The sequence below is a fragment of the Rhodospirillales bacterium genome, assembly GCA_020638175.1.
In the GTDB taxonomy this organism is placed as follows: domain Bacteria; phylum Pseudomonadota; class Alphaproteobacteria; order Micavibrionales; family Micavibrionaceae; genus JACKJA01.
The window spans coordinates 1,869,122-1,891,598 of record JACKJA010000002.1 but is presented as its reverse complement, the minus strand read 5'-3'; the positions used below and the strand labels follow the sequence as shown (position 1 = coordinate 1,891,598).

Sequence of the window (22,477 nt, the reverse complement as noted above, 5' to 3'; positions counted from 1 at the left end):
TAGTATAAATGTGCAAGACCATATTTGGCTTTGATCCGGCGGTATTCAACACATTGGGTGATGTGTTTGAAAATAGTGCGGATGTGCCGGCCGGCCATACGATTATTGGTGAGGCCGAGGGGCTGATTGCTACGTTGCCGACGACCATTATTTGCGGCGGACAGCCTGTTGACGGGTATAAGTCTCCCGTTTTTAACGAGTCATATGGCCAGTGTCTTGCCCGTTTGGATGAAACGAAAATAGGAATGGGGGGCGTATGCCCAGTCTGAAGGATTATCGTGACCGTATTGCTTCCGTGAAATCGACGCGGAAAATTACGTCTGCCATGAAAATGGTGGCGGCATCCAAGTTGAAAAAAGCGCAGGAAGCTGCCGAGGCCAGCCAGCCTTATGCGCAGGCGATGGCCCGGATGATGGCGCGCGTTGCCGAAGGTGTCGTTGTTGGCCCGAATTCGCCGAAGCTGTTGATCGGAACGGGGCGGGATGATGTGCATTTGCTGGTCGTTATGACGTCTGATCGCGGCTTATGTGGCGGTTTTAACGGAAATCTGATCCGTAGTGCCCGCAAGGAAATTTCCAGTCTGCTGAATGCCGGTAAAACGGTTAAAATCCTGTGCGTCGGGCGCAAAGGCCGTGATGTTCTGAAGCGCGAATTTGAATCTCATATCGTGCAGAGCTTCACCCAGATCGGCGGCAAGGATAAGATCAGTTTTGCCGAGTCCGATCAGGTTACGCAGTATATTCTGGAGCAATTCGAAGCCGGGGCGTTTGATGTTTGTACGCTGCTTTATAACGAATTCAAGAACGTTCTGGTGCAGAAGCCTTCGGCGCATCAGTTGATCCCGTTTGATGTGGCAAGAAAAGCCGATGATGCGAAGACGGAAGAGAAGAAAGAGGGGATGATTTGTCCTTATCGCTTTGAACCGGAAGAAGAAATATTGCTGGCTCAGCTCTTGCCGAAAAATTTGGCGGTACAGCTCTACCGGGCGCTGTTGGATAGTGCAGCGGGTGAGCAGGCAGCGCGGATGACGGCGATGGATAACGCAACCCGCAATGCCGGGGATATGATTGGTAATCTGACGCTGCAGTATAACCGTGCGCGGCAGGCTTATATCACCAAGGAACTGATTGAGATCATTTCCGGGGCGGAGGCTGTGTAGCAATATGACGGACGGATACGATAGATACATAACGAATGTAAGGGACGCTTTTGGCGCAGTTAACGATATTATGCATCGCGGCATGGTTTGTGAATTGCCTGTGGCCGAAGGGGTTTTAATGGGGCTTGTTGAAGAAGCTCCGGAAGGTCTGGTATTGAAGCCGAAAGATATCAGTCTGATTGCAGAAATTTATGAACATCTGGCTTTTGATGAAGAGGATCAGCCATCCCATCCGGTTTGGCAGCAGGCTCTACCAAGCTCGCATCACAGATTATAGATATTGAGAAATTGACAGAATAAAAGATTTTAAAAAGAGGAAACTGAAAACATGGCTAAGAAACAATCCAAAGGAACGATTTCGCAGGTGCTGGGCGCGGTTGTCGATGTGAAGTTTGCTGATGGCAACGTCCCGGCGATTTTGAATGCGATTCAGACCGAAAACGAAGGTAAAACGCTGGTTTTGGAAGTCGCGCAGCATCTGGGTGAGAACATGGTGCGTTGCATCGCCATGGATACGACCGATGGTCTGGTGCGTGGCACCGAAGTCGTCGATACGGGCGAAGCTATTTCTGTGCCGGTCGGGCCGGAAACGCTGGGCCGGATTTTCGATGTGATCGGGAATGCGATTGATGAAATGCCGCAGCCGAAAACTAAACAGAGATTTCCTATTCACCGTCCGGCGCCTGCTTTTGTGGATCAGTCTGCAGAAGCCGAGCAGCTGGTTACAGGAATCAAGGTTGTCGACCTTCTTTGCCCGTACCTGAAGGGTGGTAAAATCGGCCTGTTCGGCGGTGCCGGTGTTGGTAAGACCGTGACGATCATGGAACTGATTAACAACATCGCGAAAGGCCACGGCGGCGTGTCTGTGTTCGCCGGTGTTGGTGAACGGACCCGTGAAGGGAACGATTTGTACCACGAAATGATCGAATCCGGCGTTCTGGTTCCGGGTGAAAGTGACAAATCAAAAGTGGCGCTGGTATACGGCCAGATGAACGAACCGCCGGGCGCGCGGGCGCGTGTCGGTCTGACCGGTCTGACGGCTGCCGAATATTTCCGGGACGAAGAAGGCCAGGACGTTCTGTTCTTCATGGATAACGTGTTCCGTTTCACTCAGGCTGGCGCCGAAGTGTCCGCTCTGCTGGGCCGTATCCCGTCTGCCGTTGGTTACCAGCCGACCCTGTCGACCGATATGGGCGCGATGCAGGAACGGATTACCTCGACCAACAAAGGCTCGATCACCTCGGTTCAGGCCGTTTACGTGCCTGCCGATGACTTGACCGACCCGGCCCCGGCAACGACCTTCTCGCACCTTGACGCGACGACCGTTCTTAGCCGTCAGATTGCCGAGCTGGGGATTTACCCGGCTGTTGACCCGCTCGATTCCACCTCACGGATCCTTGATCCGCGCGTGATCGGGGACGAGCATTATAAATGTGCGGCTGACGTTCAGAAAACGCTGCAGACCTACAAAGCGCTGCAGGACATTATCGCTATCCTCGGGATGGACGAACTGTCAGAAGAAGACAAGCTTATCGTGGCCCGTGCCCGTAAGATCCAGCGCTTCTTATCACAGCCGTTCCACGTTGCCGAAGTCTTCACCGGGACACCGGGCGTCTTCGTTAACCTGGCCGACACGATCAAAGGCTTCCGCGCGATTGTTGACGGTAAATACGACCACTTGCCGGAAAGTGCGTTTTACATGGTCGGTACGATCGAGGAAGCCGAAGCCAAAGCCAAGAAAATGGCGGCTGATGCTGCTTAGTTTGCACTAATACAGGTTGAAAGTTATGGATACAGCAACGACATTTCACTTTGAACTGGTATCACCGGAACGGAAACTTATGTCCGAACCGGTGACGATGGCCGTGATTCCCGGTGAAGAGGGGAATGTCGGTGTGCTGCCCAATCACAGCGCGCTGGTCGTTTCAATCCGCCCGGGCGTGGTTGAGGTTTATGATAAAGCCGGTGATGCGCCGAAACGGATTTTTATTGCGGGCGGGTTTGCCGATATTTCGGCGGAGAACTGCACGGTTCTGGCCGAAGAAGCTGTCGATGTTGCGGCGCTGAGCGAAGCTGAGCTTGATAAATCCATTCGTAATTTGACCGAAGATATGGGATTGGCGTCCGGTGATATCGACAAGGCGCGCATCGAACGTAAACTGGTGATTGCAAAATCCAAGCTGAGTGCCGTTACCGGGCAAATTGTCCTTTAACGACCTGTTTCAAGCGGTTTCATCCCTATCAGGCTGTTTGTTGTCCAAACTCCTCTGGCGTTTATAACGCGCTCCGGCGTAAGGCTTTCTTCCGTTACTTTTCGGTCTTTCATTATTTTGCTGCGCATGATGCCGTTGATTACGCCGTCGGATAGCGGCGGTGTATAGAGCCGGTCGTTTTCTTCGATAAAGATGTTTCCGTTAACGGCGCAGCATACGTACCCGGCGTTGTTCATCATCAGGGCGGTGTCTGCGCCCTTTTCACGGGCTTCGTTCAGGGCCAGAATGTTATCGCCATAATTCAGGGATTTTATGTGCGATAGCGGGGAGCCTTCGTTGCGGCGCACGGTTTGTGCAATGATCGCGGTTAATGGTTTGTCCGGCGGCGGCGCATAAGCGCCAGCGGTTATCAGGACCGTTGGCTGTTCGCGGTCCGGCAAGGATAATCCGCGCGGGCCGGGGCCGCGTGTGATCGTGATGCGCAGGGCGGCGGTTTCGTTTTGTAGCTCGTTTTTTTGCAGAAGGATTGCTATGGCGGTCTCAATCTCGTTCTTCGTAAAAGAGGGCTGGATTTTTAAAACTGCAGCATGATCGAACAGGCGGTCAATGTGCTTTGCAGCATAAACAGGCTTTCCGGTGGTTGCCAGCATGGTGTCAAATATGCCGTCGCCAAGCAGGAAACCACGATCTGTCGTTGATATGACGGCTTCTTGCCGGGGCAAGATTGTTCCGTTGAACCAGACGATACTCATGCGGCGGCCTTTTTGTCTTTCCATTGATCGGCAATCAGGAGGAAATTGCGCAGAATATCAAGGCCGTACGGCGTTAATACCGATTCAGGATGAAACTGGATGCCGAATGTCGGGTCTGTTTTATGTTGCACAGCCATGATGATTGAATCTTCGTCATCGGTTGTCGCGGTGATGTCGAGCGGACTGCTGGCTGAAAGTTCGATCATCAGGGAGTGATACCGCGCGGCTTCCAGAGGATTGGGTAATCCCATGAAGATTCCGTCGGCCTGATGTTCGATGGCGCTGGAGCGGCCATGAACAGGGCGCGGGGCGCGGATGGTCCGCCCGCCAAAGGCTTCCCCAATGCATTGATGGCCCAGACAGACGCCCAGAATAGGAATGCGGCCGGAAAAATGCTGCACAATGGCGTTGCTGATGCCCGCTTCACGCGGGGAGCAAGGGCCGGGAGAGATGATAATGGCTTCCGGCGGGTCCATGGCGATTTCATCCAGCGTGATCGCATCATTGCGCACAACGCGGCGTTCATGCCCCAATCGTCCGGTATAACGGGCGAGGTTGTAGACAAAGGAATCGTAATTGTCGATCAGCAATATCATGCGGCTTTCCTGCTTTTTTGATTTTGTGCAAAGCTGTCGAATATTTTTTGCGCTTTATCCAGTGTTTCCCGGTATTCGGCTTCGGGGCTGGATTCTGCTGTGATGCCGCCGCCGACATTCAGGCTTATCGTGTCGTCATCATAAACAAGTGTTCGGATGGCGATATTGCTATCCATATATCCGTCAAATCCGATTAACCCCATGCTGCCGCAATAAGGGCCGCGTGGCGCCAGTTCCAGTTCTTCTATGATCTCCATAGCCCTGATTTTGGGCGCGCCGGTGATGGAGCCGCCCGGAAAGCAACGGCGCAGCAAATCGAGCGCATGTTTATCAGCCCGCAGGGTGCCGACGATTTCGGAAACCAGATGATGTACACCGGGGAAGGTTTGTAGCTGGCATAATTTGGGGACGTCAATGGAGTGATCTTCGCATGAGCGGGATATGTCGTTGCGCAGCAAATCAACGATCATGATGTTTTCGGATCGTTCCTTGACGTTGGCAGCCAGTTCCCTGCGGATGGCCCTGTCCTGTTCGGGGTTTTCCAGATGCGGGCGGGTTCCTTTGATCGGGCACGTTTTGACGTGCCGGTCTTTAACTTGCAAAAATCGCTCCGGTGAACAGGATGCCAGTTTTCTGTTGCCGAAATTCATATAGGCGGCAAACGGCGCTTCGTTGATGGTACGTAAATGACAATAATGCGCAAAAGAATCAAAATCGGCGGTGATTTTCGTCTCAAATCTCTGGGACAGGTTTGCCTGAAAAATATCACCCGCATAAATATAATCGATTATTTTCTGGATGTCGGTCTTGTATTCATTCGGTGACTTTGTGGCAACCCATTCGACGCTATGATCTTGCTGTTTTGCGATTTGTTTTTTTTCTTTTTGTAATAATTCCCCGAATGATTCATAGCGTTGGCGGGCGCGTCTTTCGTTTTTGGAACGCACCATAAAAAAAGCTTTTTCTTCGATATGATCGAAGGCGATAATCTGGTCGTAAAGACCGATCTGCATATCAGGTTTTGAGGAAGGTTTTTCGTTTTTTTTCGGCAAAGATTCTTGTGTTCTCACCAGATTATAGCCGAAATAACCCGCGGCGCCGCCCTGAAACGGCGGCAGGTTAGGAACGGCTTTTTTCAAGAACGGACGACTTTCCAGACGTTCTCGAACGGCTGTGAACGGATCGCCTTTGTAGCAAAGCGTTTGATCTTCATTTGATACGCAAACCCGGTTGCCGGTGGCCTCGATGGTTTCGATCGGGTCGAACAGGACGTAACTGTAACGGCTGTCTTGATGGCTGCGGTGAGCGCTGTCGAAAAACAGGCTATAGGGCCGATTATGAACGCAGGCAAAAATAGCGACCGGATCATGAACGTCTATTGCAAAACTGTAAAGCGTCATGAAGTCCCCCTTCCGCTTTCAGGGGTTATGTAGTCTCTTTACCGGTGAAAAGCAACCCAAAATACGGGAAGAAATCTAGGAAATGTGGTGGTGCGGCGCCTTGAGGGCTGTGCTTTTTTCTTCCGCCATGATTTCGCTCAGTGTTTTTTCCCGGTGGCTTTCGTTAAAGGCGTACCGGATATTTGGTGCGCTGACCCAGCTTTTAATTTTGTTCCATACCGTACGCAGGGTTGTCGGCTTTTCTTTGATGCTGAAACTGGCGGGGTTGTCGTAGCTCCCGTCGATTTCCGCTTTGAGAGGCAAAAAGGCTTTATTATTTTGCGCGTCCATTTGGGCGGATAAAACCCTGTTGACCAACTGGTACGTGTTTTTCAGCATCGTTCGTTCATAAGGATCCGCTGTGTCTTTGATCAGGTTCGCAAAACTCTGGTTCAAGGAATAAATGCTGTGATGTAAATCGGTTATGTTCTCGTCCGAGGGATCCTGAGCCGAGTGTCTTATCTGTAAGTCTGTATGACGCAGCCTATGTTTGGCATTTTCAACTTTGTGGTACGGATCCTTGCCATGATAGACGCGAATTTTGTTATGGGTGGTCTCCAACCCCGGTACGGTCCAGTGATGATTGGCGAATTGGGACGGAGTGTCTTCGCTGTGTATCACGATTGTGTCACTATCTTTTTGTTTTTGCGGTTTTTTGCCTTCATACGCCACGAAAGGTTTTTGGGATATTGTCTGCAATTTTTGCGACATAACGTCGTCGCTGATTTTGCGTTTTTGTTCGTCAGCGATATAAAGTTTTTTAAGAATGGCCAATTCATTTTTCCATGCCGGAATCTCACCGGTTTCAGGTATGGGGCTGCTCATATCGTGGAGCAAGGCCATCATTTCGTTGAAAGTGTTTGAGGGCTGGCCTGCGTGATCCGTACAGGCTGTTTTCTTCATTTCCGGGATGCGGTCGTCAAACAAACGATTCATCTCTTTCATCGCGACCCGATATGTCGTCAGATAACGATCCGGGGATTCGCCAGTGGCGCGGCCTGTTAGTGCGCTGTTGATATGGTTGACCATGGATGCCCACAGGTCTTTTGCTTCTTCGGATAAGGGTAAAGCCAGACCTCTGTCCCGTATATCAGCCAGAGATCCCTCTATCGGTTTTATTTCCGGTGTTTCAGCTTTTTTGGCCGCGGCGGTTTGTTCAGGAACCACTATAAAGCCAAGCCAGTTTGGTATGGCTTCTTCGTCAACCTGTATACCGTCTATTGGTATGGCGGCGAACATGCTCGACATTTCTTTACACCCTGTATAATTATTAAGTTCTAATATATTACATAATTCATATAAAATTAGCAATAAAAAAAGTCAAGAATAGTTGTTTCTATATTTTATAAAAACGCCGGATTTCTGCGGTACATTCCGCTAATCCTATGCGGCTTACCGGAGCGCCGGGCGGGAAGGCATCCAGTAATTTTGTCGGCAGGGCCGAGTCCAGCATTACAAATACTCCGCGGTCGTCGCTTTTACGGATCAACCGGCCAAAAGCCTGCCGTAATTTCAGGCGTGTGGTCATTTCATCGAATGCGCGTCCGCCAAAGGCTTCGCGCCGGGCTTTGTGCAAGATGGTGGGGCGTGGCCAGGGTACCCGGTCATACACCAGAAGCCTCAGGGATTCGCCCGGGACGTCGACTCCGTCGCGCACGGCATCGGTTCCCAGAAGGCAGGCATGGATATCTTCGCGGAAAATGTCGACCAGTGTACCGGTGTCGATCTGGTCGATATGCTGGGCGTAAAGATGCAATCCTTTTTCCTCTAGCGGTCCGGCGATCTGGCCCTGAACCGCGCGCAGGCGGTTGATGGCGGTGAATAGCCCCAATCCGCCGCCGCCCGCGGCCTCAAACAAAGCGCGATAAGCGCCGGCTAACTGGTTGACGTCGTTCTTATTGACGTCGCTGATGATGAAGACGCGGGTTTGCTCTTCGTAATTGAAGGGCGAGGGAATGGAGAAATGCTGAGGGGTGTCTGTGAGCTTGAGAGCCCCTGTACGCAGATCCGCTGTTTCCCAGTTTTCGTCTCTATTTTCTCCTTCCCCGTCGCAAAGGGTTGCCGATGTCATCGCTATGCCATGGGCAAAGGGGGCGATCGCCTTGCTGAACGGGATCATGGGGTCCACCCAGTGACGATAGTAACCAATATCGTGGGCTTTTCCGTCTATACGGTCTATCTCGAACCAGTCGATGAATGTTGAGCTTTCATTTTTGGGTTGTTGTAAGGATTCAAGCATGGAAATCCATCCGGCCAGCGTATGATCGGCTCGGCGGTCAAGGCCGTTTGCCATGGCTTCCATCCGTTTCCTTGTGTCGCTGTTTAGCGTGTCGCTTTGGTCGGCCAGTTTTTTTCGTAGTATGGATGACAGGCGATGCATGGGTTTTTGTAAATTTTTGAACTTGTTGTGCAATAAATTTGCAGCATCGGCCAAGCCGTCAATTAGCGGGTGTGTCTCGGTTTCCAGGGAATAAGGTGTGTGAGCATCGTGGGTGCGTGCATGAACCTGATTATAGACGAGTGCTAAAAATTTTTCTGTCGGGCCGTCAGGATTCTTGTCGCGCAGACGGCGCGACCATCCATGTGCGGGTAAGGTTCGGGCTTCGTGGAAGATGGCTTCCATCTCATTTTCAGCTTCATTGTCGCCAGCGATTAAATCTTCTATCCGGCGTTTGAGGCCGCGCGCCCGGCTTTGACGGCCTCCTTCTGCGCCCCGTATCCATCGCCGGAGATCATGCGTTTCGCGCGCCGTCAAATGGCCGGCAAAGGCGCTGTCGGCCGCATCAAACAAATGGTGAGCTTCGTCAAAGATAAAACGCTGGGGCAGGGGATCGTCAGGACCGGAAATGACGGCTTTAATCATGACCAATGCGTGATTGGCGATGACAATGTCGGCTCTGCGTGCTTTACGAATGGAACGTTCAATGAAGCATTTGTGGTAATGATCGCAGGCGGAAAAAACGCATTCGCCGCGCCGGTCGGCGAGGCCTGTTGTGTGAGGATGTCCCAGTAAACCCGGCAGCCAGCCGGGAAAATCGCCGCCTTGCAGGTCACCGCTTTTGGTTGCTTCGGCCCAGCGGGCCATGATGCCGGCAGCGATAATTTGCTGCGGATATTTTGCCAGCGCGGCCCCCGCAACCATGTCTTCCAGATTGAGCAGGCATAGATAATTTTCACGGCCTTTGCGGATCGTTACTTTGTTGTCTTTAAGTTCGGGATTTGGAAAAACCCGGTCGAGTTCCTGATCAATCTGGCGCTGCAGGTTTTTGGTATAGGTTGCCACCCACACAGGCCCATCGTTTTTTTCTGCCCAGACACTTGCCGGGGCCAGATAGCCGAGGGTTTTACCCACCCCGGTCCCGGCTTCGGCCAGAATGGTGTGTGGCTTGTTTTCTTCCGCTATGGGGGCGAAGGCCGCGGTGATTTTTGCAGCATATTCTTTTTGTGCTGCGCGTTCTTCTGCTCCCGGCGCCAGCAACGATTGCAGCCGTTCGGTGGATTCGTCTTCACTGACGCCGTGATGGGATGGCGGCGGCGGGGGGGCATCTTCGCTCCATTCCGGCAAATAACGCCAGACATTAAATGTGCTTTTGGCGGCAATCGGCCGGGACGGGTCGTATTCCGTTCCTAGCGCGGCGCAGATTGATGGCGCCCACGCCCAGCCTTTGCCGTTCTTACCCATGGCGCGAGCGATTTCCAGAGCGTTCAGTCCTTTTTCTTTCAGGGGCTCTCGCTGCAAGTCGGTTAACAAAGCCTGTGCAGATTCCATCAAGGTGAACGGGGCATCTTCCAGTGTGTCCGGCGGCGTTAGCCCCAAAGCATTGGCCAATCCGGCCGGGGTCGGGACGCAAAAGCGTGCCGGATGAACAAAGGCAAACAGTTCCAACACGTCGCAGGCATGAATATCAATGCGTTCTCCCAGACGGGCCCGCGTATAGGGGCCGTGGCAAACCAGCACTGCGCGTTTGTGCAATTCCATTGAACCGCGGCCATGCGGCAGGATTTTGACTTCGCCATCCTCGGTCAGTAACGCGGCCTCCCGCGTATTCACGGCCAGCGCCGACAGAGCGGGCAGTGTGATGGGGGGTGGAGCAGGAGATGGTGCGGTTTCAGGCATTGCGAATCCATAGCATGTTTGTATCGACAAGGCAGCTATAGAGTGTTGGTGGCGGGAAATAATTGACAGAATAATTAACTTATGAAAAAAACAGAGAGTGTGAAAAATGATAAAGAGGATGTGTCTTTCGTGTTTTTATTACGGTCGATGCCGCAAGTATTACAGGGGTGCTTTGATGATGCCGTGTCTGGTCTCTACAGAGCCAAGCTGGAGAACGACAAGGAACTGGCATTAAGGGGGCAAAAGCTGCGGGTTGTCTTTGCGCCTGAATTTGGACCGGTTTCTCATATGGCTGTTCCCGTTTCACAGGATGAGGCGGCGGCGATCGTTCAGAATTGTACGGAAGAGCTGGCCCGTTTGCATATGCGGGATTTTCGTGTTTTAAAAGCATAAAGGAGATTTGTCTGATGAATAAGGTGTTTGAAAAAGTGGCGGCTCCGTTCCAGATGGTCGCCGGGGTATTTGCCCTCGCTGTGCGGAATGCGAATGAACCGTTTGACGGGTATGGCTCTTCTACGGCTTTGTTAAGCCGTATGAATGCGCGGCTAAAGCGTATGCTGCTAAATAGAAAACCAGGACTTTAGGGAATAGAAAACGGCTGATCGGTATTGAATGCCGGTTTGTTTTCTTCTGGCATTTTCCAGCGTTTCTGATCTTCTTCATTTAATACGACAAATGCATTTTGCGCGGGATCTACGGGGAAGAACCATGTCGGTGTTTTGATTTGTACATCAACGGCCAGTTTTTGATTATCAACTTCAACTAAGGATGTTTGCCCGGTTCCTTTCAGGTTCTTGTCAAGGGCGACGGGGCCGTCCTGGTATATGAACGTATCGAGCAAATACGGCTGTTCGTCTACGTTCACAATAATAGCGGCGTGCTGTACACTCCCTGTAAGTTCTTTGTGACGGTATTCAAATCTTCCAGAAACATAAGTTATATCCTTGTCTTCAAATCCGGCATACCGGAGTAAGGCCGTTTCGAAGGTTGCCAGGTTGTCGCAATCTCCACTATCCAGATTTTTGAACACGTCTTCATAGTTGGTGTCGCTGTGTTTTGTGATTTCCTCAAGGCGGGCTTCTTCTTGATCATAAGCCATATGGCCGAGGACGAATTGATGAACCGCCTGTAGCTTGTCCATGGGCGGGATATCCCTGATTTCAGAAATAAAAGACTGTATGGCTTCCGGAGCGGTTTCCAGTGACGGCAGGGCTTTTTGGATATCGCGCGCGTTGGGATGCTTGCTTTCGTTAGAGAGGTCATAGGCCGCCGTATTGAAGTTTTCCAGTGGTCCGGGGCGGTCAGGTTCTCTTTCCATCCTGAATATATTCGGGATGGTGGTGATGTCTCCGAGATAGTTAAAATTATCAGCCATAAACCCTTGTAATTCACATAAAACGAGATTTTGACTTCATTCTATATGACGGGTTTTAAGCAAATATTAATGGAAACGCTTATTTCCCGGGTGGGACAAATGCTTCCGGGGTATCTCTGCCGGGCCATTTTTCGATATACAGCGAGGTCGACGGGAAGGCAAAAGATGTTTTGGCTTTGTCCTCGACGATTTCCTTGATGGCCAGTGCGAATTGTTCTTTGACGTCCAGCCATTCTCCCCAGACCGTTGTGCGGGTAAAGCAGTAAATCATGATATCTATGGATGAGGCGCCGAAGCTGTCGACCCTGACGAACAGGGGCACTTCGTCGGGTTTGACGAAATCGTCGTTTTTTTCCAGATAGGCCAGTATTTCATCACGGATGGTTTTGAGCTGGTCAACGCTGGTGTCATAGACCACGCCGACTTTCCAGTAAATGCGGCGGTGGGTCATGCGACTGAAATTGGTGACGGCGGCGTCGGAGAGCTGGGCGTTGGGAACGTGCACCGGGGCTTTGTCGAACCGGCGGATTTTGGTGGACCGGAAACCGATATCTTCTACTGTGCCTTCGACAACGCCTTCGACCAAAATCCAGTCGCCGGGGGCAAAACGCTTTTCAGCAATCACAGTAATGCCGCCGATCAGGTTTTTGAACAGGTCTTGTGCTCCCAGAGCGACGGCCGCACCAAACAGCCCCAGACCGGCCAGCAGTGGCCCAACGGCAATCCCCCAGATTTCGAGGATAATCGCACCGCCGATAAAGATGACCAGCACTTTTAAAACTTTGAAAATCCACTGGACCATCATCGGGGTCAGGACTTTTTCCAGCTTGCGCATCATGATGCTCAGAGGGCCGAGCGCCCGGTGCAGCGACCAGAAAATGACAAAAACGATCAGGGAACGCAGGATGCTGTCCCACATTGTGCCGAGTTTTTCATCCAGCTCGGCATATTGTGCGGCAAAGAAAAGGCCCAGAATAACCGGGATAAAACGAATGGGCGGGATCAGGGCATCAATAATTTTGTCGTCGACCTTGGTGTCCGTCCGGCTGCTCCAGGCATGCAGGCGCGCCAGGATGTATTTACTGAATAGGCCGCGCAGCAAGAGGAAGCCTCCTAAAATCAGCAGGGCAATGATGATTTTTCCGATATCGACGCCCATAAACCCGTGTGTCCAGATGTCTGTGGTGATGGCCCATAAATCTTCGAGGGATTTGATTTCAGATGTGTTGATTTCGTTACTCATGCTTATTTCTCTATTTTCCTCGTTCGGTACGTATGGGATAATATAAGAGTATTTATAACGTTTTTTCTGAAGGATTCCATATCTATGTATCCCTTGATTTCTCTATTGCTTATCTGGTGCTGTGTTTATATTGCCATCATTTTTGCGCAAAAAACTCGATTAACGCCGGTTCTTTATTTTCTTTTTCTGGGATCGTTGATGGTTAATACCGGAATTTTGCCGCATGAGACGGATCCTTTTATCGAAGGGTTTTCAGAGATAGGCATTATTCTGATTATGTTTGCGCTTGGATTTGAAGAATGTTCGACTAAATTCGTCAAAAGTATGAAACGCAGTTGGGGGATCGCGTTTTTTGGTGCCGTTGCTCCTTTTTTTACAGCTTTTTTCTTAGCGCTGGTTTTCTGGGAAGATATTAATGTCGCAATTATTTGCGGTCTTGCTATGACGGCAACGGCCGTTTCTCTTACCATGGTTTCACTGAAAAGCGAGGGGCTTAATACATCGCGGGCCGCGACCGGGATTATGACATCGGCCATTCTGGACGATATTGCGTCTTTGGCTTTGTTGGCTATCCTGGTGCCTATTGCCGCTGGCGAAGGGGTGATTGATCCCCTTCATATTTTAATGATTGTCGGCAAGACTATCGCATTTTTTGTGTTTGTGGTTGCTGTCGCAAAATACGCATTACCGCATATTATGCCTCAATGGTTTGAGAGAGTTCCGGTGATTGGTAAATATGGAATGCGTCATTTGCTGGAGTTCGGGCGAGGGGAGCATGCGACACTTACCGTTTTGATTATGGCACTCGGTATGGGGCTTTTGGCTCATTACATGGGGTTCCACCCGGCTGTGGGGGCTTATATGGCAGGTCTTATCATGAAAGAGGAGTATTTCAATTTTCAATGTGCTGCCGGGACTAACCATTATGAGCGAACCAAAACGATCATAGAAAATGTTGCGTTTTCCTGGATCGGGCCGGTGTTCTTTGTATATCTGGGGACCCAGATTGTTTTTGATTGGGATGTTTTTGTATCCGTTATCCCCAAGACCATTATTTTGGTGCTAAGTCTTTTTGTGGCGCAGGTTCTTTCCGCGGCTTTGGCCGCCCGTTATACGGCTGGTTTCAGTAGTGTTGAAAGCCTTATGATAGGTTTTGGTATGCTTGGTCGTGCAGAATTGGCTTTTGTCGTGATGAGTATTGCGTATTTGGAGAAAAGCATTATTAGCACTGAGGTTTTTTATACGCTGATGTTTACAGCATTTTGGCTGAATGTTTCGGTGCCGGTGACCATATCGTTCTGGAAACCCTATTTTACCGGGCAGAAAACGATGCCGGGATTTGGCAATGACCGTAAGTGAATTTCTTGATTTGCAGGCATTGAAACGTCAGCTTTTAGTGCAGCGGGACGAACTGGAGCGGCTGAGTGCAATTTCGGCGGAAAGCCGCGCGGCGGTTGAACTGGACCAGACGGTACAGGGCCGTCTGTCACGCATGGATGCGATTCAGCAGCAGGAAATGGCCAAGGAAACCGAACGTCGCCGGGCGATTGAGCGCCAGCGGATTGATGCGGCCCTGAAACGGATGGAAGACGGCGATTACGGTTATTGTGTCAAATGCGATGAGGAAATTGTGGCGGCGCGTTTGAATCTTGATCCAGCGACGCCTACATGTATAAACTGTGCGTATTAACGCGCGATCAGGACGTGATAGAAAACGAGCAATGGAACTATATCCAGCTGAAAACAGCCGCTTTTCTTTCCGGCTATTTCAGGCGCGGCGGTGCCGGTTCCCAGTGTGCCTGTATAGGCGAATCCCCCGGTGAAATTAGGAGCGGCGATCACCGTGCCGGTATCATCGACCGGGACTGTACTGCCGAGTCCCAGGATTTTATTTATTTCCATGCATAGTCCCATTTCGCTATCCGGGAAAATATACATAGTCAGCAAATCTGTTGAAAAAGCATTATTGTTCGTTGTTTCTATGCCTTGAATTTCTAAGGATCCTTTGAAAGTCCAGATAGGTGTTTGTGAACTATCTCTTTCGTTCGGGACGCTCAGCCCTGCGCCTGCCGGATCGAATATTTTGCAGCCATCAGATGTGCCGGGATTTGTGTAACTGGTTAAAATCCAGTCAGGGCTTTCGAAGCTGATTTCATTTTCCGAGCAGCCATTCATCCGCAGACGGTCCACGGCTTGTTCGTAATTTTTGGCTGTGCGCATGATTTGACTGGCCTGGATGCGGTATTGTTCCGTGCGGCCGCTTTGCTCGGTGTTATCCGACGAGCGTGTGATGGCTATGGTCAGTGTTGCCATCAAGACAATGGCTATCAGAACAAACCAGACGGCATTGCCGGATTCGTTAGGTTTTTGTGGTGTGAGGGCGCATTTCATCCTTTCATTATGGCATGAAATGGGCTATGGATCATCCTCTATTCTGTCATTTAAAAAGAGGTGTAAAAAATGGGACAGCAACCCGCACAGCAAAACCCGTCGCAAGAACCGTCCGTTAACGACCTGCGCGAGGCCAAGCTGCGTAAGCTGAAGATGCTGGAGGATGCCGGTGTTAATCCTTATCCGCCGAAGTTCGAGCGGTCTCACCTCGCGGCCTGTTTGCAGGCGACGTATGCCGAACTGGAAAACGGCGTAGAGACGGAAGACAAGGTTGCCGTGGCGGGGCGTATTCGTGCCATGCGTAATAACGGTATGTTTATCGATTTGCATGATGCTTCCGGCAAGATCCAGATTTTCTGCCATAAAGAGAATATGAGCGAAGAGGAGCTGGAAAAGCTCAATACCTTCGATATCGGTGATATTATTGGCGCGCGCGGTACGATCCGCCGGACGCCGCGCGGGGAACTGTCGGTCAAGGTTGCCGATGTTGTCATGCTGACCAAATCGCTGTTGCCGCTGCCGGAGAAATATCACGGCTTGAGCGATGTCGAGCAGCGCTACCGCCAGCGCTATCTCGATCTGATTATGAACGATCACGCCAAGCAGACGCTTCGGTCCCGGTCGAAAATCGTACGGGCGATCCGCAGTTTTCTCGACGGGAAGGGGGCTTTGGAAGTTGAAACGCCGATTTTGCATCCGATCATGGGCGGCGCGACGGCCAAACCGTTTGTGACGCACCATAACGCACTTGGTACAGACTTTTATCTGCGTGTGGCGCCGGAGCTGTATTTGAAACGTCTGATTGTTGGTGGCTTTGCCGATAGCGTTTATGAAATTGGCCGGAACTTTCGGAACGAGGGGATTTCCCCGCGGCACAATCCGGAATTCACGATGGTTGAGGCTTATCACACCGGCTTTGATTATTATGATGTGATGGACTTGCTTGAGGATTTGATCCGGGCTGTGGTGCAGGAAACGCACGGTTCTCTCAAAATTCCTTATGGGGATTTTGAAATCGACTTTACCGGTCCGTGGCCGCGCAAATCCATGGTACAGCTTGTGGCGGAGGAAACCGATATTGACTTTCTGCGCTTTGAAACAGCCGAGGAAGCGCGCCGTGCAGCCGAAGATCTAGGGATTTCCGTTGATCCGAAAGCGAATTGGGGTCAGGTGCTGGAAACTGTGTTCGAAGAGCAAGTGGAACCGGGGCTGATCCAGCCGATCCATGTGACGGAACATCCGCTGGATATTTCGCCGCTGGCCAAGGTTCACCGCGATAACCCGCGTCTGACCGAGCGTTTTGAGACCTTCATCAACACATGGGAAATCGGCAACGGTTATACCGAGTTGAATGATCCGACCGAGCAGCGCCGCCGTTTCGGCTCGCAGGTTGAGGCACGCGAAGCCGGGGATGAAGAAGCGCAAATGCTGGATGAAGACTTCGTGACGGCGCTGGAATACGGTTTGCCGCCGACCGGGGGCTGGGGCATGGGGGTTGACCGGCTGTGTATGCTTTTGACCGATGCGTCCAACATCCGCGATGTGATTTGTTTCCCGACGCTTAAGCCGAAGGGCTAAGGGCGGGCTTCGAGACGTTCCCGGAATCTTTGGCGATTGCTTTGCATGACGGCTTCTTCGGTGTAGCCAAGGGTGGCGCTTGTTCCTATAGTGCAGGCCCCAAGGTTCAGAAAACAAGCCGAAGAGATGAAATCCCTCAGGGGGCCAATGGTTGCTTCGTGTAAAAATCTGTAAGTGCCGTCAATGGCAGGGGCGACCAGTTCGTCGCTGACCGTCGCGGCGGCCAGTCCCGCGCCGACACTGAGACTGCAAACGGCAAATCTTTGCGTTAGACTGAGCTCTCCGGCATCATACATCGTTGCTATTTTTCCCTCATATGCCCGTGTTTATCATTACTTTGCATAAGAGGAATTGATAGGCAACGGTTTTATTGTTTTTACAGGTCGTTTTTCCAAATTTGCTCTATCCTTCCCTTTAATTTATATTATGTCAAAACTAGAGGGCGTTCGATATGGTCAATTTGCCTTGTGACAAGGGATACAACAAACGTTATCTGCGGCCAGACTGGGACCGGGCGCAGTGGCGCACGTATATCCATGATACGGTTTACGACATCGTAAGGCACGGCGATTACAAGAAATGCAGGACTTATGAGGACTGGGAGAAAGGTGAACGGATTACCCCGCGGGTGCGGGATTTCTGGAATATGATTGTTGCCAATACTCGCCATAGCACAGCGGATAACCAGAAAATACGCATGGCATTTGTTGAGGTTGCGCGTGATTTGCCAAAAACCAATCGTCATAGCCGGTATTGGGATGAATGGCTTATCGGGATGGTTTGCACTGACGGATCCGGTGAAGACGGACGTAAAGTTGCACGGGCGCTGGATTATCAAAAGCATGTTTTGCCGTTCAAGGCAGACAGGGTTCGGAATACGCTGGCTGCCTATCTTGGCTGGTCTTGATTTTCGAGCTTTGGCCGGTCCCCGGTAAACAGAATTCCAGCCTTTTCCTTCGGCATTGATCCTGTTATTCTGAAATCTGGTTCGTTTTTTATGCTCGGAGCATTTATCCCGCATGGTTTTTTCTTCCCGTGACAAGCCACCGCCTTATGACTTGAGTAATTTTACCATTCTGGTGGTGGAGGACTCGGCCTATATGCATTCGCTGATTTCCTCGATGTTGAAGGTGTTTAATGTCGGCGATATTATGGTGTGCGAAGGCGGGCGCGAGGCGATTGATTTGCTGAAGGTCACGCAGGCCCGGACCAAAAGCAGTTATATCAACAGTGTCGATATTGTCCTGACCGACTGGCTGATGAACAAGGGCGCGGGCGAGGAGTTGTTGCGCTGGATACGGTCCAGCGACCGCGATGAAATCCGGTTCCTGCCGGTGATCGTGTGCAGCGGTTACACCACCGATACAATCACGTCGAAGGCCCGCGATCTGGGCGCTCATGAAATTCTGGTCAAGCCCGTGTCGGGGAGCAAGCTGGCCTCGCGGATTTGCTCGGTGATCGACAAGCCGCGGCCTTTCCTGAAAACGCCGCATTATTTCGGCCCTGACCGGCGGCGCAAGGAGCTGCCCTATAAGGGGAAAGAGCGGCGCTTGATACAAACGCAAATGATCAAGGTGGAAGATGTCGAAACCCTCTGGTGATAACGGTCTGTCCGTGCGGCTGTACAACATTAAAAACAGCCTGACGCGCAAGCTGGGGATACGGCCCGGCTGGACAAAAGATATGCCGGGGCATGTCGATGAGGCGCTGGTAAAGGAAGCAGACGCGCTGATTGCCGAGCGTTGTGAGCGCTGCCCGGAGGCAATCGGGCATTTCCTTGAGAAATTGACGGGGGCGTGGGTGAACATGCGGGATCTGCCCGATACGCCTGAGCGTGAAGAGCTGTCGCAGGTGGTTTTTATGACCGCGCACGAGATCAAGGATATCGCGGCGATGTGCGGCTATGATCTGGCGGCGTATTTTGCTGAATCCTTGCGCGATTATATTGACCAGACGGAGCTGAACCTTGAAGCCCAGCGCGTCATCATTCAGGCGCATGTCGATGCCTTGAGCGTCGTTCATAAGCAAGGGCTTAAGGCCGATGGTGGCCCGGCGGCGGATGAGCTGAAGAAGATGGTGAAAGTCGCCATCGAAAAGTACCGGTAGAGCGGGGGTTACTTTTCTCTCATTTCCTCCTATATTCCCCCTATGACCGCCGAAAACACACCATTTAAAATCCAGTCTGATTTTGAGCCCGCGGGGGATCAGCCCGCAGCGATTACGCAGCTTGTCACAGGTTTGCGCGACGGGCTGAGCGATCAGGTGTTGCTGGGCGTGACGGGATCGGGGAAGACCTTTACGATGGCGCAGGTGATCCGCGAGACCCAGAGACCGGCGCTGGTGCTGGCGCCGAACAAGACGCTGGCGGCGCAGCTATACGGCGAGATGAAGAGCTTTTTCCCCGATAATGCCGTCGAGTATTTCGTGTCGTATTACGATTACTACCAGCCGGAAGCCTATGTGCCGCGCACCGATACGTTTATCGAGAAAGACAGTTCCATTAACGAGCAGATCGACCGGATGCGTCACGCAGCGACGCGGGCCTTGTTTGAGCGACCGGATGTGATTATCGTGGCGTCGGTGTCGTGCATTTACGGGATCGGGTCGAAGGAAGATTATCTGGCGATGACGCTGGATTTGAGCGTGGGGCAGGTTCTCGACAGGCAAGAGCTTATAAAACAGTTCGTAGCGTTACAATATGCCCGCAACGATATTGCGTTCGAGCGCGGGACATTCCGGGTGCGCGGCGATACGGTTGAATTGTTTCCGGCACACTTTGAGGACCGGGCGTGGCGGTTTTCGCTGTTTGGCGATGAAATAGAGGAGATTGCCGAGTTCGATCCGCTGACCGGCGAGAAATACGGCAAACTGGACGCGGTGCGGATTTTCGCGAATTCGCATTACGTGACGCCCGGCCCCACGATCAAACAGGCAATCGCCCAGATTAAAATCGATCTGAAGGCGCGGCTGAAAGAGTTTGAATCGCAAGGGAAATTACTGGAAGCGCAGAGACTGGATCAGCGCACGCAGTTCGATCTGGAGATGTTGACCGCGACGGGGATGTGTCAGGGGATTGAAAACTATTCCCGTTATCTCACGGGCCGCGCGCCGGGGGAGCCGCCGCCGACCTTGTTCGAATATCTGCCGGACGATGCGCTGTTGTTTCTCGATGAAAGCCACGTGATGGTGCCGCAGCTCCGCGCGATGTATAACGGTGACCGCAGCCGCAAAAGCACGCTGGTCGAATACGGGTTCCGGGTGCCGGCGGCGATGGATAACCGGCCGCTGAAGTTCGAGGAGTGGCAGGCGATGCGGCCGCAGACGATTTATGTGTCCGCAACGCCGGGGCCATGGGAGCTGGAGCAGGCCGGCGGCGTGTTCGCCGAACAGGTGGTGCGGCCGACGGGGCTGGTCGATCCGCCGGTGGAAATTCGCCCGGTGACGCATCAGGTCGACGATTTGATGGGCGAGTGCAAGGCGGTGATCGCGCAGGGCGGGCGGGTGCTGGTCACGACGCTGACCAAGCGGATGGCCGAGGATTTGACCGAGTATCTCGATGAAAACGGCGTGAAGGTGCGCTATATGCACTCCGACGTCGATACGCTGGAGCGGATCGAAATTATCCGCGATTTGCGGCTGGGGACGTTTGATGTGCTGGTCGGGATTAACCTTCTGCGCGAGGGACTGGATATTCCCGAATGCATGCGGGTGTGTATTCTCGACGCCGACAAGGAGGGGTATTTGCGTTCGCGCACGTCGCTGATCCAGACGATCGGGCGGGCGGCGCGGAATGTCGATGCCAAGGCGATCCTCTATGCCGACCGGGAAACCGACAGCATGAAGGCCGCGATTGCCGAGACCAGCCGGCGGCGGGACAAGCAGCTGACGTGGAATGCGGAGCACGGCATTACCCCGGAAAGCGTCAAGAAGAATATCGGCGACGTGATGAGCAGCGTGTACGAGCGCGGCGATCACGTTCATGTCGGGCGCGTCGCGGGCCTGAGCGATCAGGAACAGGATTTGCTGCTCAACCCCGCGGCGCTGAAAAAACATATCAAAGCGCTGGAGGCGAAAATGCTGGCCGCCGCCGCCGATCTTGAGTTCGAGGAAGCCGCAAGGTTAAGGGATGAGATTAAGAAATTAGAGCAGGCGGATCTAGGACTTTCGTAAATCTTTCGTCCTCGCCTCTTGTCTGTCATTGCGAGCGACCGAAGGGCGCGTGGCAATCTAGGGCCACGAAGGATAATTCTGGATTGCTTCGTCGGCTTGCCTCCTCGCAATGACGATAGGGGGCAACGTGAAGACGCGAAGTTTTTTAAACGCAGAGTACGCGAAGGCGGGAATCTAGAAAGATATTACGCTTGCTTTTGTTGCGCTTCTCTTCTTCCTTTGAAGTCACGTGCGGAAGTTTTGAGCCACTTGGACAGCTTTTTGTTAGAAATATAAATATCCTTATATTTGTTTTCGTTCTCGCGAGTCCGTGGATCATAGGCTAAGATTTCAAAGTTATCATCTTTAAAGCCGGTAATTTGTCCTGAATGATCTAGGTGGAAAAATGGTGCCCAATGTATGTCAAAATTTTTCCATTCCTCTTGCGGGATTTTGTTTAGAGGTTCATTTCTGGTTAGATCTGCAAAATCATTTCTATCCGGGCGTCCCCAAAATATAAGCTCTCCATCCAGTCCTGCTTGTGTAAGGGCATCAATAAAGTCGAGTATTTCCAAACTGTTTGGCTTACAGAAGTCCCATCCGTATTTGGGAGCCAGCTTAACTAGGTCAAGCAAAGGGATTCTTTTTCTTTTATCAAAAATGCGTCGCATCCATGCGGGTGCAGTAGCATGGACCTGAATGGTGTTGGAAAAATGGAAAACGCTAAAATTCATACGTGATATTGAGATATAGTTTTCTCTTAATCAATTAAAAAACGAGTTTTCCCTCTCACTCCCGTAGTGCTATAACTTCCTCATGCTCATATCCCTTAGAAAAAGGAATTTCGTCATGCGTCATTTATTGTTTGTCTTTGCGGTTGTTTGTTTTATGCCGGTGGCGGCGTGGGCCGATACGGCCGGGGAGAAAGCCGAAATCCACGAGATGGCGCAAAAAACGCTGACGCGGCTTTATAAGGAAGAGCCGCATGCGCGCGACGCGATCGCCCGCGCCGAAGGCTATGCCGTGTTTTCCAGTGGCGGGATCAACGCCTTTTTTATCTCGGCGGCTTATGGCTCCGGGGTGGCACACAACAATATGACGGGCGCGGAAACGTTCATGAAGATGGCTTCCGGCGGGGTCGGGCTTGGTCTGGGGATCAAGGACTACCGGCTGGTGTTCGTGTTTCACACGCGCGAGGCCTATAACCAGTTTATTGACTCGGGCTGGGATTTTTCCGGGCAGGCGGACGCCGCGGCCAAGGCCGGGACATCCGGCGATGAGATGAGCGGCGCGGCGGATATTATGCCGGGCGTCAGCGTTTATCAGCTGACCGAAAGCGGGTTGGCGCTGCAGGTGACGTTACAAGGCACGAAATACTGGAAAGACGGCGATCTGAACTAACCGGATTTTTCGCCGCTTCCGGCGGACGGGGACTCTTTGTTTGGGCGCCGAAATATGTTAGAAA

25 protein-coding genes are annotated in these 22,477 nt (G+C 51.9%); 15 read left to right on the top strand and 10 right to left on the bottom strand.

Going from position 1 to position 22,477, the window contains the following annotated elements; genetic code table 11:
* The first annotated feature begins 8 nt into the window (after window positions 1-8).
* Genes H6868_09480 through atpC form a run of 5 tightly spaced genes read left to right on the top strand, consistent with a single transcriptional unit; the run spans window position 9 to window position 3,372 of the window.
* Window positions 9-269, top strand: coding sequence for a hypothetical protein (locus tag H6868_09480; GenBank protein ID MCB9989543.1), 261 nt, complete (start codon window positions 9-11; stop codon window positions 267-269).
* Complete coding sequence (locus tag H6868_09475; protein ID MCB9989542.1) at window positions 257-1,159, top strand: F0F1 ATP synthase subunit gamma; 903 nt, start codon at window positions 257-259, stop codon at window positions 1,157-1,159. Before H6868_09480 ends, H6868_09475 begins: the two co-directional genes overlap by 13 nt.
* 4 nt (window positions 1,160-1,163) lie before the next feature.
* Window positions 1,164-1,436 carry a hypothetical protein gene (locus H6868_09470; protein MCB9989541.1) on the top strand — a complete coding sequence of 91 codons (273 nt, stop codon included), beginning with the start codon at window positions 1,164-1,166 and terminating at the stop codon, window positions 1,434-1,436.
* A 51-nt stretch (window positions 1,437-1,487) separates the two neighbouring features.
* Window positions 1,488-2,921 carry a F0F1 ATP synthase subunit beta gene (atpD, locus tag H6868_09465; protein ID MCB9989540.1) on the top strand — a complete coding sequence of 478 codons (1,434 nt, stop codon included), beginning with the start codon at window positions 1,488-1,490 and terminating at the stop codon, window positions 2,919-2,921.
* Window positions 2,922-2,946: 25 nt separating this feature from the next.
* Window positions 2,947-3,372: an ATP synthase F1 subunit epsilon gene (gene atpC, locus H6868_09460; GenBank protein ID MCB9989539.1), complete on the top strand. Its 426-nt coding sequence runs from the start codon at window positions 2,947-2,949 to the stop codon at window positions 3,370-3,372.
* Here the strand turns inward: atpC and H6868_09455 are convergent.
* From H6868_09455 to H6868_09435, 5 genes are all read right to left on the bottom strand, one after another.
* The gene (locus H6868_09455; GenBank protein MCB9989538.1) at window positions 3,369-4,124 is read right to left on the bottom strand and encodes an aminotransferase class IV; all 756 of its coding nucleotides are present in this window, start codon (window positions 4,122-4,124) and stop codon (window positions 3,369-3,371) included. The two genes, atpC and H6868_09455, sit on opposite strands and share 4 nt — an antisense overlap.
* Window positions 4,121-4,720, bottom strand: coding sequence for an aminodeoxychorismate/anthranilate synthase component II (locus H6868_09450; GenBank protein MCB9989537.1), 600 nt, complete (start codon window positions 4,718-4,720; stop codon window positions 4,121-4,123). The genes H6868_09455 and H6868_09450 overlap by 4 nt, the downstream gene beginning before the upstream one ends.
* Entirely contained in the window at window positions 4,717-6,120 is a 1,404-nt protein-coding gene (gene pabB, locus H6868_09445; protein ID MCB9989536.1) for an aminodeoxychorismate synthase component I, read from the bottom strand. The genes H6868_09450 and pabB overlap by 4 nt, the downstream gene beginning before the upstream one ends.
* Window positions 6,121-6,195: 75 nt before the next feature.
* Window positions 6,196-7,407: a hypothetical protein gene (locus H6868_09440; GenBank protein MCB9989535.1), complete on the bottom strand. Its 1,212-nt coding sequence runs from the start codon at window positions 7,405-7,407 to the stop codon at window positions 6,196-6,198.
* Between the two features lie 88 nt (window positions 7,408-7,495).
* Window positions 7,496-10,276 (bottom strand): ATP-dependent DNA helicase, encoded by a 2,781-nt coding sequence (locus H6868_09435; protein MCB9989534.1) that lies wholly within the window; start codon window positions 10,274-10,276, stop codon window positions 7,496-7,498.
* Between the two features lie 99 nt (window positions 10,277-10,375).
* Here H6868_09435 and H6868_09430 point away from each other — a divergent pair, with 99 nt between their 5' ends.
* Complete coding sequence (locus tag H6868_09430; protein MCB9989533.1) at window positions 10,376-10,669, top strand: hypothetical protein; 294 nt, start codon at window positions 10,376-10,378, stop codon at window positions 10,667-10,669.
* Window positions 10,670-10,683: 14 nt separating this feature from the next.
* Window positions 10,684-10,860, top strand: coding sequence for a hypothetical protein (locus H6868_09425; GenBank protein ID MCB9989532.1), 177 nt, complete (start codon window positions 10,684-10,686; stop codon window positions 10,858-10,860).
* On the opposite strand, the gene H6868_09420 is transcribed toward H6868_09425, so the two are convergent.
* The gene (locus H6868_09420; GenBank protein MCB9989531.1) at window positions 10,857-11,651 is read right to left on the bottom strand and encodes a transglutaminase domain-containing protein; all 795 of its coding nucleotides are present in this window, start codon (window positions 11,649-11,651) and stop codon (window positions 10,857-10,859) included. The two genes, H6868_09425 and H6868_09420, sit on opposite strands and share 4 nt — an antisense overlap.
* 79 nt (window positions 11,652-11,730) lie before the next feature.
* Window positions 11,731-12,894 (bottom strand): mechanosensitive ion channel family protein, encoded by a 1,164-nt coding sequence (locus H6868_09415; GenBank protein ID MCB9989530.1) that lies wholly within the window; start codon window positions 12,892-12,894, stop codon window positions 11,731-11,733.
* A gap of 84 nt (window positions 12,895-12,978) precedes the next feature.
* Between H6868_09415 and H6868_09410 the strand changes: the two genes are divergently transcribed.
* Window positions 12,979-14,253 carry a cation:proton antiporter gene (locus H6868_09410; GenBank protein MCB9989529.1) on the top strand — a complete coding sequence of 425 codons (1,275 nt, stop codon included), beginning with the start codon at window positions 12,979-12,981 and terminating at the stop codon, window positions 14,251-14,253.
* Window positions 14,240-14,584, top strand: coding sequence for a TraR/DksA C4-type zinc finger protein (locus H6868_09405; GenBank protein MCB9989528.1), 345 nt, complete (start codon window positions 14,240-14,242; stop codon window positions 14,582-14,584). Before H6868_09410 ends, H6868_09405 begins: the two co-directional genes overlap by 14 nt.
* Here the strand turns inward: H6868_09405 and H6868_09400 are convergent.
* A complete protein-coding gene (locus H6868_09400; GenBank protein MCB9989527.1) occupies window positions 14,581-15,285 on the bottom strand; it encodes a hypothetical protein in 705 nt (234 codons plus the stop codon). The two genes, H6868_09405 and H6868_09400, sit on opposite strands and share 4 nt — an antisense overlap.
* A 69-nt stretch (window positions 15,286-15,354) precedes the next feature.
* Between H6868_09400 and lysS the strand changes: the two genes are divergently transcribed.
* A complete protein-coding gene (gene lysS / locus H6868_09395; GenBank protein ID MCB9989526.1) occupies window positions 15,355-16,863 on the top strand; it encodes a lysine--tRNA ligase in 1,509 nt (502 codons plus the stop codon).
* Here the strand turns inward: lysS and H6868_09390 are convergent.
* A complete protein-coding gene (locus H6868_09390; GenBank protein ID MCB9989525.1) occupies window positions 16,860-17,159 on the bottom strand; it encodes a hypothetical protein in 300 nt (99 codons plus the stop codon). The two genes, lysS and H6868_09390, sit on opposite strands and share 4 nt — an antisense overlap.
* A 155-nt stretch (window positions 17,160-17,314) precedes the next feature.
* On the opposite strand from H6868_09390, the gene H6868_09385 reads away from it, so the two are divergent.
* The 4 genes from H6868_09385 (at window position 17,315) to uvrB (ending at window position 21,033) form a co-directional block, all read left to right on the top strand.
* The gene (locus H6868_09385) at window positions 17,315-17,770 is read left to right on the top strand and encodes a hypothetical protein (GenBank protein MCB9989524.1); all 456 of its coding nucleotides are present in this window, start codon (window positions 17,315-17,317) and stop codon (window positions 17,768-17,770) included.
* A 112-nt stretch (window positions 17,771-17,882) separates the two neighbouring features.
* Window positions 17,883-18,464, top strand: coding sequence for a response regulator (locus H6868_09380; protein ID MCB9989523.1), 582 nt, complete (start codon window positions 17,883-17,885; stop codon window positions 18,462-18,464).
* The gene (locus tag H6868_09375; GenBank protein MCB9989522.1) at window positions 18,445-18,969 is read left to right on the top strand and encodes a hypothetical protein; all 525 of its coding nucleotides are present in this window, start codon (window positions 18,445-18,447) and stop codon (window positions 18,967-18,969) included. Before H6868_09380 ends, H6868_09375 begins: the two co-directional genes overlap by 20 nt.
* A gap of 42 nt (window positions 18,970-19,011) precedes the next feature.
* Entirely contained in the window at window positions 19,012-21,033 is a 2,022-nt protein-coding gene (gene uvrB / locus H6868_09370; GenBank protein ID MCB9989521.1) for an excinuclease ABC subunit UvrB, read from the top strand.
* Window positions 21,034-21,218: 185 nt separating this feature from the next.
* On the opposite strand, the gene H6868_09365 is transcribed toward uvrB, so the two are convergent.
* The gene (locus H6868_09365) at window positions 21,219-21,746 is read right to left on the bottom strand and encodes a hypothetical protein (GenBank protein ID MCB9989520.1); all 528 of its coding nucleotides are present in this window, start codon (window positions 21,744-21,746) and stop codon (window positions 21,219-21,221) included.
* Window positions 21,747-21,861: 115 nt separating this feature from the next.
* Here H6868_09365 and H6868_09360 point away from each other — a divergent pair, with 115 nt between their 5' ends.
* Entirely contained in the window at window positions 21,862-22,413 is a 552-nt protein-coding gene (locus tag H6868_09360; protein MCB9989519.1) for a lipid-binding SYLF domain-containing protein, read from the top strand.
* Window positions 22,414-22,477 lie beyond the last annotated feature (64 nt).